The sequence below is a fragment of the Salipiger marinus genome (assembly GCF_035481585.1).
Taxonomy (GTDB): Bacteria; Pseudomonadota; Alphaproteobacteria; order Rhodobacterales; family Rhodobacteraceae; genus Salipiger; species Salipiger marinus.
Map to the genome: position 1 here is coordinate 80,924 of NZ_JAYKSL010000017.1, position 17,282 is coordinate 98,205.

The window sequence follows — 17,282 nt, forward strand, 5'->3', positions numbered from 1 at the left end:
ACCGCCCGGATCCAAGACAAGACACAGGAATTGAGGTAAGGCATGGGCAACACGCTTTTGACCAACGCGCGCATCGTTCTGGACGATGCGGTGATCCACGGCACGCTGCATCTGCAGGACGGGCGCATCGCCGACATCACCGACGGCGCCACCACCGTGGCCGGGGCCGAAGACTGCGCGGGCGATCTGCTGATCCCCGGCCTGATCGAGCTGCATACCGACAATCTGGAACGCCACATGCAGCCGCGCCCCAAGGTGGACTGGCCGCATATGGCGGCGATCCTTGCGCATGATGGCGAACTGGCCTCGACCGGCATCACCACGGTGTTCGACGCGATGCGCGTGGGCTCGGTGGTCAGTGCCTCGCGCACGCGCTATGGCAAATATGCCCGGTCGCTGGCGGGCGAACTGCTGGAGGCGCGGCGCGCGGGCATGCTGCGGATCAGCCATTTCCTGCATCTGCGCGCCGAGATCTGTTCGGAAACCCTGCTCGAGGAGCTGGAGGAATTCGGCGCCGCCGACCGGGTGGGCATCCTGTCGCTGATGGATCACACCCCCGGCCAGCGCCAGTTCCGCGACATCAGCAAGTTCAAGGATTACGTCTGCGGCAAACATGGCCTGTCGGATGCGGAGTTTGCCGAGCATGTGGCGAACCTGACCGGGCTGCGCGACAGCTTGGGCGCGCGGCACGAGGCTGGCGCGGTGCAAGCCGCCCGCCGTCTGGGCGCAGTGCTGGCCAGCCACGATGACACCACGGCGGATCATGTCACCACCAGCGCCGGGCATGGCGTGCGGCTGGCGGAATTCCCGACCACGGTGGAGGCGGCAGAGGCCTGCCATGCGGCGCAGATCGCGGTGATGATGGGGGCGCCGAACCTGATCCGGGGCGGGTCGCATTCCGGCAATGTCGCCGCCGAGGATCTGGCCAAGCTGAACCTGCTCGACATCCTGTCGTCGGATTACGTGCCCTCGTCGCTGCTGCTGGCGGCGTTCCGGCTGGCGGACCTGTGGGAGGATCTGCCGCGCGGCATCGCCACCGTGACCCGTGCCCCCGCAGAGGCTGCCGGGCTGCAGGATCGCGGGCGTCTTGCGCCGGGGTTGCTGGGGGATGTGGTGCGCGTGGCCCATATCGAAGGCCAGCCGGTGATCCGCGGCGTCTGGAGCCATGGCCGCCGCGTCGCCTGATTTAGCCTGATTTCGGCAGTGTGCCGCGCCCCTGATGGGGCGCGGCGCGTTTATTCGGTATCCGTGCCGCGCAGCGCCAGAATGCCAAGGATGCCCAGCACCGCCAGCCCCGCCACCGCGATGTTGAGCGGGCTCAGGTTCGCCACGATCACCGCCACCAGCGCCCAGATCACCGTGATGCCGTAAAGCGGCGCGCGGTGCAGGCGGTATTGCACCACCAGCGCCAGCACGAGCGCCAGACCCAGCCCCACCAGTGCGGCGGGCGTCGCCTCCAGCAGGCCATAGCCCGCCAGCAGCAGCCCGACCGAGACCGAGGCGGCAGCGGTCAGCCAGCCCGCATAGACCGCCACCGGCGACAGCTGCCACCAGCGGTCCATGTCCCCGGTCAGGAACAGCGCCCGCAGCGCCGCAGCCGTCATCACCCAGATCATCACCGTTGCCGCGATCGGCGACAGGTTGGCGACCGGCAGCCAGAACGCACCCACGGCAAGGCTCAGCACCAGCGGCGGGCGGGCAGGCGCCCAGTCTTCGGAATCGCTGCGCGCGAACAGGCCAAAGCCCGCCCCCGCGATCAGCCACAGATAGATCAGGCCCCAGATCGAAAAGGCATAGCCCGCCGGCTGCACCGGCGGATCGACCTGCGGCACCGGAAAGGCCTGCGGGTCAAATCCGTTGAAACCCGGCGTCAGCAGCGGCGAGGCGGCAAACGCCACCGCCGCCAGCAGCACCAGAACGGCCCAGATGCGTGTCATGTCAGATCAATGCCCCTTCCGCTGTCAGCCGGGTCTTGCCTCCCAGCCACGGGCTCAACGCCTCGGGCAGCAGGACGGATCCATCCGCCTGCTGGCCATTTTCCAGCACCGCGATCAGGCAGCGCCCCACGGCAAGGCCGGAGCCGTTCAGGCTGTGCACATATTCCGGCTTGCCACCCGCGTCCGGCTTGAACCGCGCGTTCATGCGCCGGGCCTGAAACGCGCCGCAGAGCGAGACCGAGCTGATCTCGCGGTAACAGTTCTGCCCGGGCAGCCAGACCTCGATGTCATGGGTGCGCCGCGCGCCAAAGCCCATGTCGCCGGTGCAGAGCACCACGGTGCGATAGGGCAGGCCCAGCTTCTGCAGGATGCCCTCGGCGCAGCCGGTCATCCGGTCCAGTTCGGCGCGCGAGGCGTCGGGATGGGTGATCGACACCATCTCGACCTTCTCGAACTGGTGCTGGCGCAGCATTCCGGCGGTGTCGCGCCCGGCGCTGCCCGCCTCGGAGCGGAAGCACTGGGTATGGGCGACATAGCGGCGCGGCAGGCTGTCTTCGTCCACGGTCAGGCCGCTGACGATATTGGTCAGCGTCACCTCCGCCGTGGGCACCAGCCACCAGCCGTCCCGCGTCTGATAGCTGTCTTCGCCGAACTTGGGCAACTGCCCGGTGCCCAGCATCATCTCTTCGCGCACCAGAACCGGGGTCCAGGTCTCGGTCAGGCCGTTTTCTTCGGTATGGGTGTCGAGCATGAACTGCGCCAGTGCGCGATGGATCCGCGCGATGGCGCCCGACAGCACCACAAACCGCGCCCCCGACAGCTTGGCCGCGGTTTCAAAATCCATGCCGCGGGTCACCCCCTCCAGCTGGTAATGTTCCTTCGGGGTGAAGTCGAAGCTGGCGGGCGTGCCCCAGCGGCGGATCTCCACATTGTCGGCCTCGTCGCGGCCTTCGGGCACTTCGTCCAGCGGCAGGTTGGGGATTTCCAGCAGCAGCGCGGTCAGTGCCTCGTCCAGATCCTTGGCGCGGGCCATCATCGCGGCGACCTCGGCCTTCTTGTCGGAAACCAGCGCGCGCAGCCGTTCAAATTCGGCATCATCGCCGCGGCCCTTGGCGGCGCCCACTTCCTTGGAGGCGCGGTTCTGTTCCGCCTGCGCGGTTTCGGCGGCATGGATGGCGGCGCGGCGCGCCTCGTCCATCTCCAGCAGGCGGGACGACAGCGGTTCGGCACCCCGGCGCGACAGCGCCGCGTCAAAAGCGGCGGGGTTTTCGCGAATGGTGCGGATGTCGTGCATCGTCCTGATCCTTTGGCATGAAATGGCGACTCGGGGGCGTTATGCCCTGATTTGCTCAGCGAGGGTAGGGGGCGCCCGGCATCACCTGCCCGCGCAGCCAGCCATCAAGCGGCACCACCAGCGTGCCATGGTCCGAGCGGGCTGAGACCACCCCCACCAGCTGCCAGCGCCCGTCCTGCCGCGCCAGCACCGGCCCGCCGGAATTGCCCGGGCGCACCGGGCAGTCCAGCAGCAGCATCCGGTGCGACCGGCCCCCGCCGCAGTCCATCCGCCCCGACAGCCGGTGCGGGCGGTGATCGTGATAGCCGATCAGGGCAAAGGGCGGCTCTGCCACCGTCCCCAGCGGCACCGGCGGCGGATCAAGCGGCGCGGCCAGATGCAGCAGCGCCAGATCGTGTTCGATCGACAGCGCCTCGCCCTGCAGCGCCTTGGGGTGCAGATCGTAGCGCGCCACCTCCGCCACCCCGGCATGATCGCCGCCACGCCAGCCCGCGACAAAGCGCAGATCCGCCGCCCGCACCGGACGCGCGTCTGGCCCCAGCAGACAATGCGCCGCCGTCAGCACCAGATCGGGCGCCACCAGCGTGCCGGTGCACATGCCCACCCGCCGATAGCCCTGCGTGTTCACCCGCCCCACCGCCTGCCAGTCCGCCAGCTGATCCTGCGGCAGAACCGGCAGCTCCGCCGCCCGGGCGGGCAGGGCAAGAAGCAGGGCAAGCAGGAAAGCGAGGCGTGTCATTGCGAAAGATGTGCGGTCCTGTGGCTGGATCGCCATCTGCGCCAGCGGGTGTGACATAGCGCATTGCCCGGCTTTTTGCGCGAGCAATGTGGTGGCCGAGCAGCCCCAGCCGCCCAAAAAGGCCCGGAACATCCCCCGGGCGCCACGCGCAGAACGGTCCCCTGATCCACGCTTTCCCCAAGGTTCATGGGGTCAGGTCAGGGTGCGGCCGGGCCAGCGTCCCTCTGCGAAGATCCGGCGCCTTGCATCCGGGGCGCTTCGCACATAGGTTCCGGCCAAATTTGCGGGGGGTGCCCCGCCTGACCAGCAAGGAGAGCCCCGCATGGATAGCAGCGCAATTGCCCAGTTTGTTCCTCTGATCCTCATTTTCGGGATCATGTATTTTCTGTTGATCCGCCCGCAGCAGAAGAAGGTCAAGGAGCACCAGAAGATGGTGGCGGCGCTGCGCCGGGGTGACCAGATCGTGACCCAGGGCGGGCTGATCGGCAAGGTGTCGAAGGTCAAGGAAGGCGGCGAGCTGGAAGTGGAAATCGCCGAAGGCGTGCGCGTCCGCATCGTGCAGACCACCGTGGCACAGGTGCTGTCCAAGACCGAACCCGCCGCAGAAGCCTGATCATAAACGGAAAACGCCCGACACATGCTGCAGATCGATCTCTGGAAACGCCTGCTTGTCTGGGCGACTGTCATCGTGGGGCTGGCCTTGGCCAGCCCCAACCTGTTCTACAACCGCGTCGAGGCGCATAATGACGCGGTCGCCGCCATCGAGGAAAGCGGCGCCACCGCAGAGCGCGAGGCCGCCCGCGCGGGCTGGCCGGACTGGCTGCCCTCGGGGCTGGTGAATCTCGGGCTCGACCTGCGCGGCGGCGCGCATCTGCTGGCCGAGGTCAAGGTGGCCGAGGTCTATCAGTCGCGCATGGAAGCGCTCTGGCCCGATGTCCGCGACATCCTGCGCGGCGAGCGGGACTCTGTGGGCACCATCCGCCTGCAGCCTTCGCCCCCGGGCGAGCTGCGCGTGCGCATTTCCGAACCCGACGGCATGGCCCGCGCGCTGGAACTGGTGCGCGGACTGGCACGGCCCGTGGTCTCCATGACCGGGGCAGGCACCACCGATCTGCAGGTGGCGGGCGAGGGATCCGATATCGTGGTCCGCCTGTCGGAGGCCGAACAGCAGGCCACCGATGACCGCACCATGCAGCAGAGCCTTGAAATCATCCGCCGCCGCATCGACGAGGTCGGCACCCGCGAACCCACCATCCAGCGTCAGGGCGCCGACCGCATCCTGATTCAGGTGCCGGGCGTGGGATCGGCGGCAGAACTGAAAGCCATCATCGGCACCACGGCGCAGCTGACCTTTCAGGGCGTCGTCAGCCGCACCAGCAATCCCGACACCAGCGCCGGGGTCGGCAACGAGATCATGCCGTCGCAGGACGAGGAGGGCGTGTTCTATGTGCTGGAACAGGCGCCCGTTGTCACCGGCGAGGAGCTGGTGGATGCGCAGCCCGCCTTTGACCAGAACGGCCAGCCCGCGGTCAATTTCCGCTTCAACCCCTCGGGGGCGCGGAAATTCGGCGATTACACCGCCGCCAATATCGGCAGCCCCTTCGCCATCGTTCTGGATGGCGAGGTGATTTCCGCCCCGGTGATCCAGAGCCACATCCCCGGCGGGTCGGGCATCATCACCGGCAATTTCACTGTGGAACAGTCCACCAACCTTGCGGTGCTGCTGCGCGCGGGCGCGCTGCCTGCGGGGATGGATTTCCTTGAAGAACGCACCATCGGCCCGGAACTGGGGCAGGACAGCATCGAGGCGGGCAAGCTTGCCACGGCGGTGGCCTTCATCGCGGTGCTGGGCTTCATGTGGGCGAGCTATGGTCTCTTCGGGCTCTTCGCCAATATCGCGCTCATCATCAATATCGGCCTGATCTTCGGCCTGCTGTCGTTGGTGGGGGCCACGCTGACCCTGCCCGGGATCGCGGGCATCGTGCTGACGGTCGGCATGGCGGTGGATGCCAACGTGCTGGTGTTCGAACGCATCCGCGAGGAACTGAAGACCGCGCGCGGCCCAGCCCGCGCCATCGAACTGGGCTACGAGAAGGCGCTGTCGGCCATCGTCGATGCCAACATCACCACCTTCCTGACCGCCACCATCCTGTATGTCATGGGCTCCGGCCCGGTGCGCGGTTTTGCCATCACGCTGGGTCTGGGGATCCTGACCTCGGTGTTCACGGCGATCTTTGTCACCCGGTTGCTGGTCTCCATGTGGTTCGCACGCCGCCGCCCCAAAAGCATCGAGGTCTGAGCCATGCGTCTTCGTATCATCCCCGACAATACCAGCTTTGACTTTTTCAGCCGCTGGAAGCTGTGGCTGGGCATTTCCGCCGTGATGATCGTGCTGGCGCTGGCGAGCTTCGCGCTGCGCGGTCTCAACTACGGCATCGACTTCCGGGGCGGCACCACCATCCGCACCGAAACCACCGAACCCGTGGATGTGGGCGCCTATCGCGAGGCGCTGGCCGCGCTTGATCTGGGTGACGTGCTGATCTCGGAAGTGTTCGACCCCTCCTTCGGCCCCGACCAGAACGTGGCCATGGTGCGCATTCAGGCGCAGGACGACGTGGAGGCGGTCAGTCAGGACACCATCGCGCAGGTCGAGGCGGCGCTGCAGGGCGTGGCCCCGGACATCCGCTTCATCTCGGTGGAATCGGTGGGGCCCAAGGTGTCGGGCGAACTGATCTGGACAGCGATTCAGGCGGTGGCGCTGTCGCTGGCGGCGGTGCTGGTCTATATCTGGCTGCGCTTCGAATGGCAGTTCGCGGCGGGGGCGGTGATCGCGCTGATCCATGACGTGGTGCTGACCATCGGCGTCTTTTCAGAGCTGCAGATCAAGTTCGACCTGACAACCATCGCGGCATTGCTGACCATCGTCGGCTATTCGCTGAACGACACCGTGGTGGTCTTCGACCGGGTCCGCGAGAATCTGGTGAAATACAAGAAGACCGAGCTGCGAGAGGTGCTGAACCTGTCGATCAACGAGACGCTGAGCCGGACCTTCATGACCTCCTTCACCACGCTGCTGGCGCTGGTGGCGCTGTTCGTGCTGGGTGGCGACGTGATCCGCGGCTTTGTCTTCGCGATGATCTGGGGCGTGCTGGTCGGCACCTATTCCTCGGTCTTCATCGCCACGGCGCTGCTTTTGTGGTTCGGGGTCAAGCGCGACTGGTCGAAGCCCGAGGCAGAGGCCGAGGCCAAGAAAGCCGGTCCCTTCGTCTGAGGTGCGGGCCCGGCGCGGATTTGTGCCGGGCCTTGGCTTTTCAGCCCCGCTGCCCTATGGTCACTGCTGCGGTCAGGCCAGACGCGGCATATGCCGACGCGGGGGGAGGTTTGCCGTGTCCTGTGGCCTGACAGCTGATCGGGGATGCAATCCGTCCGCGGATTGCCTGTGTGGGATAAGGGGATCACCATGCGGTTGAACGAGATCACGTATAGCGATGCGATGCCGGTCGAGGGCTACGGCCCCGGGTTTTTCCGCATCGGCGGACAGGCCGTGGACGGGCCGGTCTGCATGACGCCGCGCGGCCGTATCGGCTGGGGCGGACTTTCCGACGAAGACACGCTGCTGGCGCTGGCGGACAGCATCGACGTGCTGTTCGTGGGCACGGGGCGTGACATCGCCTTTTTGCCGCAAAGCCTGACCGAACGTCTGGAACAGGCAGGCGTCGGGGTTGAGGTGATGAACTCTCCCTCCGCCTGCCGGACCTATAACGTGCTGCTGGCCGAAGGCCGTCGGGTGGCGCTGGCCGTGCTGCCGGTCTGACCGGGGCGGGGCCGCAACACCTTGTCGCGGGGCGGCTTTGCCGCTTTCCCGTGCAGAAGGGCTGGGCTAAAGGCAGATCATGGATGTGATCGCGCAGGATCTTGCGGTGGCCCGCGGCGGGGTGCCGGTGCTGGAGGGGCTGAGCTTTGTGCTGGGGCCCGGACAGGCGCTTGTGCTGCGCGGGCCCAATGGCTCGGGCAAGACCACGCTGCTGCGCACCGTGGCGGGCCTGCAGCCGCCGCTCGCCGGCAGCCTGAGCGGGACCGAAGACCGCATCGCCTATGCCGCCCATGCCGACGGGCTGAAATCCATGCTGAGCGTTGCGGAAAACCTGCGCTTCTGGGCGCAGGTCTTTGGCGCCTCCGACATCACACCAGCGCTTGCGGCCTTTGATCTGGACCCGCTGCAGGACCGGCTGGCGGGCAGCCTGTCGGCGGGGCAGAAGCGGCGGCTCGGTCTGGCGCGGCTCATGGTCACCGCGCGCCCGGTCTGGGTGCTGGACGAACCCACCGTCTCGCTGGATGCGGCCTCGGTCGCGCTCTTCGCCGGGGTGGTGCGCCGCCATCTGGCCTCGGGCGGCTGCGCGCTGATCGCCACCCATATCGATCTGGGCCTGACCGAGGCGCGGATCCTCGATGTCACCCCCTATCGCGCCGCCCCCCGTGCCGCCCTTCAGGACGAGGCCTTCCTGTGACGGCGCTGCTCTGGCGCGATCTGCGGCTGGCGCTGCGCGCGGGCGGGGGCTTCGGGCTCGGGCTTGCGTTTTTCCTCATCGTCACGGTGCTGGTGCCCTTCGGGGTCGGGCCGGAAACCGCGCTTCTGACCCGCATCGGGCCGGGGGTGCTGTGGATCGGCGCGCTGCTTGCCTGCCTGCTGTCGCTGGACCGGATCTTCGCGCTGGACTGGGAGGATGGCTCGCTGGACCTTCTGGCCACGGCGCCGCTGCCGATGGAGGGTATCGTCAGCATCAAGGCGCTGGCGCATTGGCTGACCACCGGCCTGCCGCTGGTGCTGGCGGCCCCGGTGCTGGGGGTGCTGCTGAACCTGCCGCCTGCGGGCTATCTGTGGGTGGTGGTGTCGCTGGCGCTTGGCACGCCCGCGCTGTCGGTGATCGGCACCTTCGGGGCGGCGCTGACCGTGGGGCTGAAACGCGGCGGGCTGCTGCTGTCGCTGCTGGTGCTGCCGCTTTACGTGCCGACGCTGATCTTCGGCGCCGAGGTGGCGCGGCGCGGCGCCGAAGGTCTGGCGCTGCAGTCGCCGCTGCTGATGCTGGCGGGGATCAGCTTTGGCGTGATCGCGCTGCTGCCCTTTGCCAGCGCCGCCGTGCTGCGCATCAACCTGCGCTAGCGCGGCAGGCTGCCGCAGAGGCCCCCATTGTCCCTGTTGCAGTTTTGAAGTGTAACGGAGCCGGGGCTGGGGTAGAGGAAACACATGTCGATCTGGGAATATGCCAATCCGGTGAAATTCATCCGCGTGACGGACCGCATCCTGCCATGGATCGCGGGCTCTGCGGCGCTGTGTCTGGTCGTGGGGCTGGTCTGGGGCTTCTTCTTCACCCCCGATGATTACCGGCAGGGCGCCACGGTCAAGATCTTCTACCTGCATGTGCCCGCCGCCATGATGGCGATCAACGCATGGGTGATGATGCTGGTGGCCTCGCTGATCTGGATCGTGCGCCGCCATCACGTCTCGGCGCTGGCGGCGCGGGCGGCAGCCCCGGTCGGGGCCATGTTCACGCTGATCGCCCTGATCACCGGCGCCTTCTGGGGCCAGCCGATGTGGGGGACATGGTGGGAATGGGATCCGCGGCTGACCTCCTTCCTGATCCTGTTCCTGTTCTATCTGGGCTATATGGCGCTGTGGCAGGCCATCGAGAATGACGACACGGCGGCGGATCTCACCTCGATCCTCTGCCTCGTGGGCTCGGTCTTCGCGCTGCTGTCGCGCTATGCGGTGCTGTTCTGGAATCAGGGCCTGCATCAGGGCGCCTCGCTGTCGCTCGATGCCGAAGAAAACGTCGCCGATGTCTACTGGTATCCGGCGCTGGTCTGCATCGCGGGCTTCGTGCTGCTGTTCGTGGCGCTGGTCTTCCTGCGGACCCAGACGGAAATCCGCGCCCGCCGCACCCGGGCGCTGCTGGCACGGGAGGGACGGGGATGATGCCCGATCTTGGAAAATACGCGGTGGCGGTGCTGGGATCCTACGGGGTCAGCCTCGCCATGATCGGGGCGCTGGTCTGGCACAGCATCGCCCGGGCCCGCCGGGCCCGTGCCGAACTCGACAAGGTGGAAGCAAGGCTGAACCGACATGGCTAGACTCTCGCCGCTCATGGCGCTCCCGCCGGTGATCTTCGCGGGCTTCGCGGTCATGGCCTATCTCGGCATGTATCGCGGCGATCCCAATGCGCTGCCCTCGACCTTCATCGGCCAGCCCGCGCCGCCCTTGCCCGCCGAGACCCTCGCGGGCTTTCCCGCCGCAACCGATGCCGACCTGCGCAGCGGCGAGGTCACGGTGGTGAACTTCTGGGCCAGCTGGTGCCCGCCCTGCCGCGCCGAACATCCCATGCTGCTGGATCTGCAGGCCGATGGCGTGCGCATCATCGGCGTCAACTACAAGGACCAGACCGCCGCCGCCTCAGGCTACCTGACCGAAGACGGCTCGCCCTTTATCGGCGTGCCCTATGATCCGCAGGGCCGCGCCGCGATCAACTGGGGCGTGACCGGCCCGCCGGAAACCTTCATCATCGCGGGCGACGGCACGGTGCTGCACAAACATGTGGGCCCGCTGGCAGGCACGCTCTACACCGATGTCTTCCTGCCCGCCCTCGACAAGGCGCTGGCCGCCGAAGACTGAGTGCGCTCATAGCCCTTTCATCTTGCCCCTAAACTCCGGGGGTGAATTGGCCGCAGGCCAAGAGGGGGCAGAGCCCCCTCCCTCCATGCCGCCTGCACCCGCTCAGAGGTCGCAGTGGTCGCTCACCGCCAGAGACGGGCAGCTCTTGGGGGTCTCGGAGCTGGCATAGGCGCCAAACACCGCCAGAACGGCCAGCGCTGCGGCCTGGATCAGGGTCAGAAGTTTCATGCTCGGCCTCTTGGAACGGGTCTTTTGTCCTGATCAGATGGCATCTGCCGCCAAAAGGTAAAGACCCTGCCGCGCGGGACGGGCCCTGCACCGGCGAACCTCCGCGCAGGCGGCGCGCGGCTGCCGCCGCAGCAGGCAGCACTGGTGCGCGCAACGGAAAACCCCGCCGCAGGCGAGGGCCTGCGGCGGGGTCATGTCGTTCAGCCGATGCGGCGGGGCGCCGGATCAGGACGCCTTTGCAAGGTTGCGCAGCACGTAATGCAGCACGCCGCCATGCTCGACATATTCCTTCTCGATCGCGGTATCGATCCGGCATTTCAGCTGGATGACCTTCTCGGCGCCATCGGCATAGGTGATGGTGCAGGGCACTTCGGCCAGCGGAGTCACGGTGTCGAGCCCGCCAATCGCCACGGTCTCGTCGCCGGTCAGCTTCAGCGTCTCGCGGGTGTCGCCCCCGGTGAACTCGAAGGGAATGACCCCCATGCCCACGAGGTTGGAGCGGTGGATGCGCTCGAAGCTTTCCGCGATCACGGCCTTGACGCCCAGCAGGGCCGTGCCCTTGGCCGCCCAGTCCCGCGAGGACCCCGCACCGTAAAGCTCGCCGCCAAAGATCACCAGCGGCGTGCCTTCGGCCTGATGCGCCATGGCCGCGTCATAGATCGAGCTCTGCGCGCCATCCGGACCCTTGGTGTAGCCGCCTTCGACCCCGTCCAGCATCTCGTTCTTGATGCGGATATTGGCGAAGGTGCCGCGCATCATCACCTCGTGGTTGCCGCGGCGCGAGCCGTAGGAGTTGAACTCCCGCACCGGCACCTGACGTTCCACCAGATATTTCCCGGCAGGCGTCGTCTCCTTGAACGACCCCGCGGGCGAGATGTGGTCGGTGGTGATCATGTCGCCCAGCACGGCAAGGATGCGCGCGCCTTCGATATTGGTGATGACCCCCGGATCCTTGGACATGCCCTGGAAATAGGGCGGGTTCTGGATATAGGTCGAGCTTGCGGGCCAGGCGTAGGTCTCTCCGCCATTGACCTCGACACCCTGCCACTTCTCGTCACCCTTGAAGACGTCGGCATATTTGGACTGGAACGCCTCGCGGGTCACCACCCGCTCCACCAGTTCGGCGATCTCGGCGTTCGACGGCCAGATGTCCTTGAGGTAGACGGGGTTGCCGTTCTGGTCATTGCCCAGCGGTTCGGTGGTGATGTCGACATTCATGTCGCCCACCAGCGCATAGGCGACCACCAGCGGCGGCGAGGCCAGATAGTTGGCGCGCACGTCCGGGCTGATCCGGCCCTCGAAGTTGCGGTTGCCCGACAGCACCGAGGTGGCGATCAGGTCATGATCGTTGATCGCCTTGGAAATCGGCGCGTCCAGCGGACCGGAATTGCCGATGCAGGTGGTGCAGCCATAGCCCACGAGGTTGAAGCCGACAGCGTCCAGATCTTCCTGCAGGTCCGCCGCTTCCAGATATTGCGTCACGACCTGCGAGCCGGGGGCCAGCGAGGTCTTGACCCACGGCTTGCGGTTCAGACCCAGCGCGCGCGCCTTGCGTGCCACCAGACCCGCGCCGATCAGCACATAGGGGTTGGAGGTGTTGGTGCAGGAGGTGATCGAGGCGATCACGATGGAGCCGTCATGCAGCTGGTGGGTGCTGCCATCCTCGGCCTGATAGAAGCCGCGGTTGTGATGACCCTCGTCGCCGGGGATCTCGCGCGGTTCGGGGGCGCCGCCTTCACCTTCCCAGCGGATTTCCTCCTTGGGGGAGGCGTCCTTGCCGTCGCGCACGCCCTTGACGAACTTGCCGAAGGCCGAAGCGGCGGTGGTCAGCGGCAGGTAATCCTGCGGGCGCTTGGGGCCGGAGATCGCGGGCACGATGGCGCCCATGTCCAGCTCCAGCGTGTCGGTGTAGATCGGCGCGTAATCCGAGCCGCGCCAGAAGCCGTTCGCCTTGGCATAGGCTTCGACCAGCGCGATGCGGTCTTCCTCGCGTCCGGTCTGGCGCAGGTAGCGCAGGGTCTCGTCGTCGATCGGGAAGAAGCCGCAGGTGGCGCCGTATTCGGGGGCCATGTTGGCGATGGTGGCGCGCTGCGCCAGCGGCAGGTTGTCGAGCCCTTCGCCGTAGAATTCCACGAACTTGCCGACCACGCCCTTCTTGCGCAGCATCTCGACGACCTTCAGCACGAGGTCGGTGCCGGTGGTGCCTTCCAGCATCTCGCCGGTCAGCTTGAAGCCGACGACTTCGGGGATCAGCATGGAGATCGGCTGGCCCAGCATCGCGGCCTCGGCCTCGATCCCGCCCACGCCCCAGCCCAGAACGGCGGCGCCATTGACCATGGTGGTGTGGCTGTCGGTGCCCACCAGCGTGTCGGGATAGGCGACTTCGACGCCGTCCTGATCGCTGTCGGTCCAGACGGTCTGCGACAGGTATTCAAGGTTGACCTGATGGCAGATGCCGGTGCCCGGGGGCACGACGCGGAAGTTGTTGAACGCCGACTGGCCCCATTTCAGGAACTCGTAGCGTTCGATGTTGCGCTCGTATTCGCGGTCCACGTTCATCTGGAACGCGCGCGGGTTGCCGAATTCGTCGATCATCACCGAATGGTCGATGACCAGATCCACCGGGTTCAGCGGGTTGATCTTCTGCGCGTCCCCGCCCAGTGCCTTGATGCCGTCGCGCATGGCGGCAAGATCGACCACGGCGGGCACGCCGGTGAAATCCTGCATCAGCACGCGGGCGGGGCGATAGGCGATCTCGCGCGGGTTCTGGCCGCCCTGCTTGCCCCAGTCCGAGAAGGCCTTGATGTCGTCCACCGACACCGTCTTGCCGTCTTCGAAACGGAGCATGTTTTCCAGCACCACCTTCAGCGCGGCGGGCAGCTGCGAAAAGTCACCAAGCCCTGCGGCCTCGGCGGCTGGGATGGAGTAATAGGCGAAGGACGTGCCGTTCACCTCAAGCGTCTTGCGCGTGCTGGATGTATCTTGGCCGACTACGATGGGCATGTCTGGCTCCCTATCAATGGCTGGAGAAAAGGGGTTCGCTTGCTCTGCCTTCTGCCCCATGGGCGCGCAGCGTTCAAGGGGGGCAGCGACGTTTTTGTATACCGTAGAATACCGTAGTGCGCAATTCTTGCCTCACCCGCTCTCGCAAAACCTTGATTGGTTATTTCAGACGCGCTTGGATACCCCGGACATGGCAGCAGAATGGGGAAGACTGGCCAGATGTTCCGACTCACTAACTGGATGGCACCGCTGGCCTTTGCCTGCGCGGCAACGGCGGCGCCCGCGGATGACAGCCCGGTCGTGGTCGAGCTTTTCACCTCGCAGGGCTGCGCCGCCTGTCCGCCCGCCGACGAGGTGCTGGCCGGGCTTGGCGGGCGCGACGATGTCATAGCCCTCGCCCTGCATGTGGATTACTGGGATTATATCGGCTGGAAGGACAGCTTCGCCGATCCCGCTTTCACCAAACGGCAGAAAGGCTATGCCCGCAGCGGCGGGCGCCGGTCGATCTACACGCCGCAGATGGTGGTCAACGGGCGCTTTGACGTGGTGGGCTCGCAGGCCATGAAGGTGATGGATGCCATCGCCGACGCGTCGGACGCCCCCGCGCCCGCAACGCTGAGCCTGAGCCGTGACGGCGCCGAACTGGTGGTGCAGATCGATCCGCTTGCACCGCTGCCGCCCGAAACCGTGGTGCATCTGGTGCGCTACACCCCCGAACGCCATGTGGAAATCCTCGACGGCGAAAATGCCGGGCGCTCGATCACCTACACCAATGTCGCGCATGGCTGGCAGGTGCTGGGCAACTGGGACGGGCAGGGGCCGTGGCAGACCCGCGTGCCGCTGGAGGGCAGCGATCCGGCGGTGGTGCTGCTGCAGGAGCCGCCCTTCGGCGCCATCCTTGCCGCGGGACAGCTGCGCTAGCCGCGCTCCGCCGCCGCCCGCGCCGCGCGCTTGCGCTGCCGCTTGGGCTTCCAGCGCCGGTGAATCCAGAACCACTGCCCCGGATGCGCGGCGATCCGCGCCTCCAGACGCCGCGTCACCTCCGCCATCATCTCCACCGGCGGGCCATGCGGCACCGGCGCCTCGAACACCACCTCGAAGCTGAGGCCATCCGCCTGCCGGATCCCGAAAAACGGCACGAACAGCGCGCCGGTCTTCACCGCGATCTCGGCGGCGGAGGTCAGCGTGGGGGCGGGCTGGCCCATAAAATCCAGCGTGACCCCGGCGCTGTCGTAGACATCGAACAGCAGCACGCCCATGCCGCCATCGCGGATATGCCGCAGCAGCCCCATCGTGCCGCGTCGCCCCTGTTCGAAAACCGGATCGGAGAGCGCGTGCATGTTGGCGGCGTAATGGCTGTTGAAAAACGGGTTGGCCATGGGGCGGTAGAGCCCGCCGATCCTCCAGCCCCGGGCCACCAGCGCCGCACGCGGCGCCTCGAAATTGCCGAAATGGCCGGTGACGAACAGCACGGGCCGCCCTTCGGCCCGCGCCGCCTCGATCTCGGGCAGGCCCGCGCCGGTGATGGGGGCATCCTGCATCCGCGCCAGAAGGCCGGGCACATCGTAATTCTCGATCATCGTGCGCCCGGCATTGTCGGCCACCGCATCGGCGATGCGCCGCCGTTCCGGCTCTGGCATGTCGGGCCAGACATGGGCCAGATTCTCCATCGCGCGCGCCCGGTAGCCCGCCAGCGGCGCGATCACCCGCGCCACCGTCCAGCCCATCAGCCGTAGCCGCGTGCGCAGCGGCAGGCGCAGCGCCAGCCGGATCAGCGCGCGCAGCACCCGGTCGGCGATCCAGTCGCCCTTGCCGCCGCGCGGCTTCCGCTGTGCCGTGATCCGTGTCAAACCCTGCTCCGTGCCGCCGCGGTCCGGGCGCAGAGATAGGCCGCGCGGGCCCGCCGCACAAGCCGGGGCGGCTCATTCCTCCTCGTCGCTGTCGGGATCCTTCAGGTCGATCTCGCCCGCCTGCACCAGATCGCGGATGGTCGAGATCACCGCATTCTGCGCGGCCTCGCCGCGCTTGCCCTTCACGCTCATGCCGGCGGCATCCTCGCGCAGGCCGCCCGCCATGCGCTTCGACATGTTCTCCAGCAGGAATTCCACCGTGCGCAGCTCCGCCTCGCTGCTGGCAGAGGCGATGGCCTGCGTCAGCACATCCGCAGGCACGTCGCGGCTGATCTTCGGGACATCGCTTTTCTTCAGCCGGTCGGGAATATTGGCAAAGGTGAAGATCGCCTTGCGCACGGCCTCGGCGAAATCGCGGTCGGTCTCCTCCAGCCCACCCAGCACCTCGTCGCGCTTGGCGGAGGCGGCGTAGTTGAGGATCGCCCCCAGCCGCTCGTCGGGACGTTTTTCGAACGCCTTCAGCGGCTCGGCATCCAGCTGCGCGGCAAGGCTGATGCCGATCCGGTCCACCGCTTCGGGGCTGACACCCGCCGTCATCGACACGGCATAGGTGATGCGCCGCGCCCGGTCCCCGGGCAGCCGCGCCAGCACCTTCGCCGCCTTGGCGGTGTCGATCTTGGACATCATCACCGCCGCCACCTCGGTGGATTCGCTGCTGACGAACCGCGCCAGCCGCTCTTCGTCGAGCTTGTTGATCCGCTCCCACGGATCGCCGGTCTGCCGCACCCCGGCCTCCTTGCGCAGGCGCATCGCGGTGCGTGCGCTGATCCGCCCGTCAAGCAGGCTCAGCGCCCCGGCCATGTCGCCGGGAAAGGCCAGCCCCACGGAATCGAGCGCATCGGCAAATTCCTCGACCACGGCATTCAGCGTCTCGCGGTCGACATAGCGCATGCGGCCCAGCTGCTGGGTCAGTTCGGCCTGCAGATCCTCGGGCAGGGAGGACAGCGGCACATCCGCGCCTTCGTTGAGCAGAAACTGCACGATGATCGCGGCCTTGGCGCGCTGGGTCAGGGGCGGGCGGGCCGCAGGCAGGCCCATCCGCTGCGGGGCGGCAAGCTGGGGAAGATTCGGCATCCGAGGGCTCCTGTTCCGGTGCCCCTCCAGTGCTAAGCCCCCGGGGTTAACGAAGCCTCTCCAGATCTGCTCCCAGATCGGCCCCCGGTCGCGGCAATACCCGGGGCGGCGCCGCCCCGGGTCGGTGGCTCAGCTGTTCACGACCTTGCAGCTGTGGCTGGCGGCGTCATAGGCCATGCCCGCCTCGCAGCTCATCTTGGCTTCGGAATGGGCGGGACAGGCAAGCGCGCCGGTCACCGAAGCCGCGACAAGCGCTGCGGCGGTCACAAGGGTCTTGGTCATCTGGCATCCTCCATGCTGACAGGGTTCCAGCCTAACACGGTCCTGCCCCGCCCCAAAAAGAAATGCGCCCCGGCGCGGGGTCCCGCGCCGGTCTGCTGCTTCTTCTGACCGGAAATATCCCGGGGGAGCGGGCCTGCGGCCGCGGGGG

At 67.2% G+C, this 17,282-nt stretch carries 19 protein-coding genes; 11 read left to right on the plus strand and 8 right to left on the minus strand.

Annotated features, from left to right (window positions below):
• Positions 1-42 precede the first annotated feature (42 nt).
• A complete protein-coding gene (locus tag VK682_RS19735) occupies positions 43-1,185 on the plus strand; it encodes an alpha-D-ribose 1-methylphosphonate 5-triphosphate diphosphatase (protein WP_230794474.1) in 1,143 nt (380 codons plus the stop codon).
• Between the two features lie 50 nt (positions 1,186-1,235).
• Here VK682_RS19735 and VK682_RS19740 read toward each other — a convergent pair whose 3' ends face one another.
• The 3 genes from VK682_RS19740 to VK682_RS19750 are packed head-to-tail and all read right to left on the minus strand — an operon-like array spanning position 1,236 to position 3,970.
• Positions 1,236-1,937 carry a TspO-related membrane protein gene (locus tag VK682_RS19740; protein ID WP_230794475.1) on the minus strand — a complete coding sequence of 234 codons (702 nt, stop codon included), beginning with the start codon at positions 1,935-1,937 and terminating at the stop codon, positions 1,236-1,238.
• Between the two features lies 1 nt (position 1,938).
• Positions 1,939-3,231 (minus strand): serine--tRNA ligase, encoded by a 1,293-nt coding sequence (serS, locus tag VK682_RS19745; protein ID WP_230794476.1) that lies wholly within the window; start codon positions 3,229-3,231, stop codon positions 1,939-1,941.
• Between the two features lie 55 nt (positions 3,232-3,286).
• Complete coding sequence (locus tag VK682_RS19750) at positions 3,287-3,970, minus strand: trypsin-like serine peptidase (protein ID WP_269061871.1); 684 nt, start codon at positions 3,968-3,970, stop codon at positions 3,287-3,289.
• A gap of 322 nt (positions 3,971-4,292) precedes the next feature.
• Here VK682_RS19750 and yajC point away from each other — a divergent pair, with 322 nt between their 5' ends.
• The 9 genes from yajC (at position 4,293) to VK682_RS19795 (ending at position 10,637) form a co-directional block, all read left to right on the plus strand.
• Complete coding sequence (gene yajC, locus VK682_RS19755; protein ID WP_089848013.1) at positions 4,293-4,583, plus strand: preprotein translocase subunit YajC; 291 nt, start codon at positions 4,293-4,295, stop codon at positions 4,581-4,583.
• A 24-nt stretch (positions 4,584-4,607) separates the two neighbouring features.
• Entirely contained in the window at positions 4,608-6,269 is a 1,662-nt protein-coding gene (gene secD / locus VK682_RS19760; RefSeq protein WP_230794477.1) for a protein translocase subunit SecD, read from the plus strand.
• Between the two features lie 3 nt (positions 6,270-6,272).
• Positions 6,273-7,241 carry a protein translocase subunit SecF gene (gene secF, locus VK682_RS19765; RefSeq protein WP_230794478.1) on the plus strand — a complete coding sequence of 323 codons (969 nt, stop codon included), beginning with the start codon at positions 6,273-6,275 and terminating at the stop codon, positions 7,239-7,241.
• A gap of 189 nt (positions 7,242-7,430) precedes the next feature.
• On the plus strand, positions 7,431-7,784 hold the full coding sequence (locus tag VK682_RS19770) for an Mth938-like domain-containing protein (protein ID WP_089848011.1): 354 nt from the start codon (positions 7,431-7,433) through the stop codon (positions 7,782-7,784).
• A 79-nt stretch (positions 7,785-7,863) separates the two neighbouring features.
• The gene (gene ccmA, locus VK682_RS19775; protein ID WP_230794480.1) at positions 7,864-8,478 is read left to right on the plus strand and encodes a heme ABC exporter ATP-binding protein CcmA; all 615 of its coding nucleotides are present in this window, start codon (positions 7,864-7,866) and stop codon (positions 8,476-8,478) included.
• Complete coding sequence (gene ccmB, locus VK682_RS19780) at positions 8,475-9,131, plus strand: heme exporter protein CcmB (protein ID WP_089848007.1); 657 nt, start codon at positions 8,475-8,477, stop codon at positions 9,129-9,131. Before ccmA ends, ccmB begins: the two co-directional genes overlap by 4 nt.
• 84 nt (positions 9,132-9,215) lie before the next feature.
• A complete protein-coding gene (locus VK682_RS19785) occupies positions 9,216-9,944 on the plus strand; it encodes a heme ABC transporter permease (RefSeq protein ID WP_324782439.1) in 729 nt (242 codons plus the stop codon).
• On the plus strand, positions 9,944-10,099 hold the full coding sequence (gene ccmD, locus VK682_RS19790; RefSeq protein WP_311135838.1) for a heme exporter protein CcmD: 156 nt from the start codon (positions 9,944-9,946) through the stop codon (positions 10,097-10,099). The genes VK682_RS19785 and ccmD overlap by 1 nt, the downstream gene beginning before the upstream one ends.
• A complete protein-coding gene (locus VK682_RS19795) occupies positions 10,092-10,637 on the plus strand; it encodes a DsbE family thiol:disulfide interchange protein (RefSeq protein ID WP_230794482.1) in 546 nt (181 codons plus the stop codon). The genes ccmD and VK682_RS19795 overlap by 8 nt, the downstream gene beginning before the upstream one ends.
• Positions 10,638-10,739: 102 nt before the next feature.
• Here VK682_RS19795 and VK682_RS19800 read toward each other — a convergent pair whose 3' ends face one another.
• The gene (locus VK682_RS19800) at positions 10,740-10,865 is read right to left on the minus strand and encodes a hypothetical protein (RefSeq protein ID WP_269061872.1); all 126 of its coding nucleotides are present in this window, start codon (positions 10,863-10,865) and stop codon (positions 10,740-10,742) included.
• A 225-nt stretch (positions 10,866-11,090) separates the two neighbouring features.
• On the minus strand, positions 11,091-13,868 hold the full coding sequence (acnA, locus tag VK682_RS19805; protein WP_324782440.1) for an aconitate hydratase AcnA: 2,778 nt from the start codon (positions 13,866-13,868) through the stop codon (positions 11,091-11,093).
• 219 nt (positions 13,869-14,087) lie between these two features.
• On the opposite strand from acnA, the gene VK682_RS19810 reads away from it, so the two are divergent.
• The gene (locus tag VK682_RS19810; RefSeq protein ID WP_089847997.1) at positions 14,088-14,789 is read left to right on the plus strand and encodes a DUF1223 domain-containing protein; all 702 of its coding nucleotides are present in this window, start codon (positions 14,088-14,090) and stop codon (positions 14,787-14,789) included.
• On the opposite strand, the gene VK682_RS19815 is transcribed toward VK682_RS19810, so the two are convergent.
• The 3 genes from VK682_RS19815 to VK682_RS19825 form a co-directional block, all read right to left on the minus strand.
• Positions 14,786-15,718, minus strand: a complete 933-nt coding sequence (locus tag VK682_RS19815) for a lysophospholipid acyltransferase family protein (protein WP_165616821.1) — start codon at positions 15,716-15,718, stop codon at positions 14,786-14,788. The genes VK682_RS19810 and VK682_RS19815 overlap by 4 nt on opposite strands.
• Positions 15,719-15,790: 72 nt before the next feature.
• The gene (locus VK682_RS19820; RefSeq protein WP_089847995.1) at positions 15,791-16,852 is read right to left on the minus strand and encodes a flagellar motor switch protein FliG; all 1,062 of its coding nucleotides are present in this window, start codon (positions 16,850-16,852) and stop codon (positions 15,791-15,793) included.
• A 129-nt stretch (positions 16,853-16,981) separates the two neighbouring features.
• Complete coding sequence (locus tag VK682_RS19825; RefSeq protein WP_089847993.1) at positions 16,982-17,134, minus strand: adenylosuccinate lyase; 153 nt, start codon at positions 17,132-17,134, stop codon at positions 16,982-16,984.
• Between the last annotated feature and the right edge of the window lie 148 nt (positions 17,135-17,282).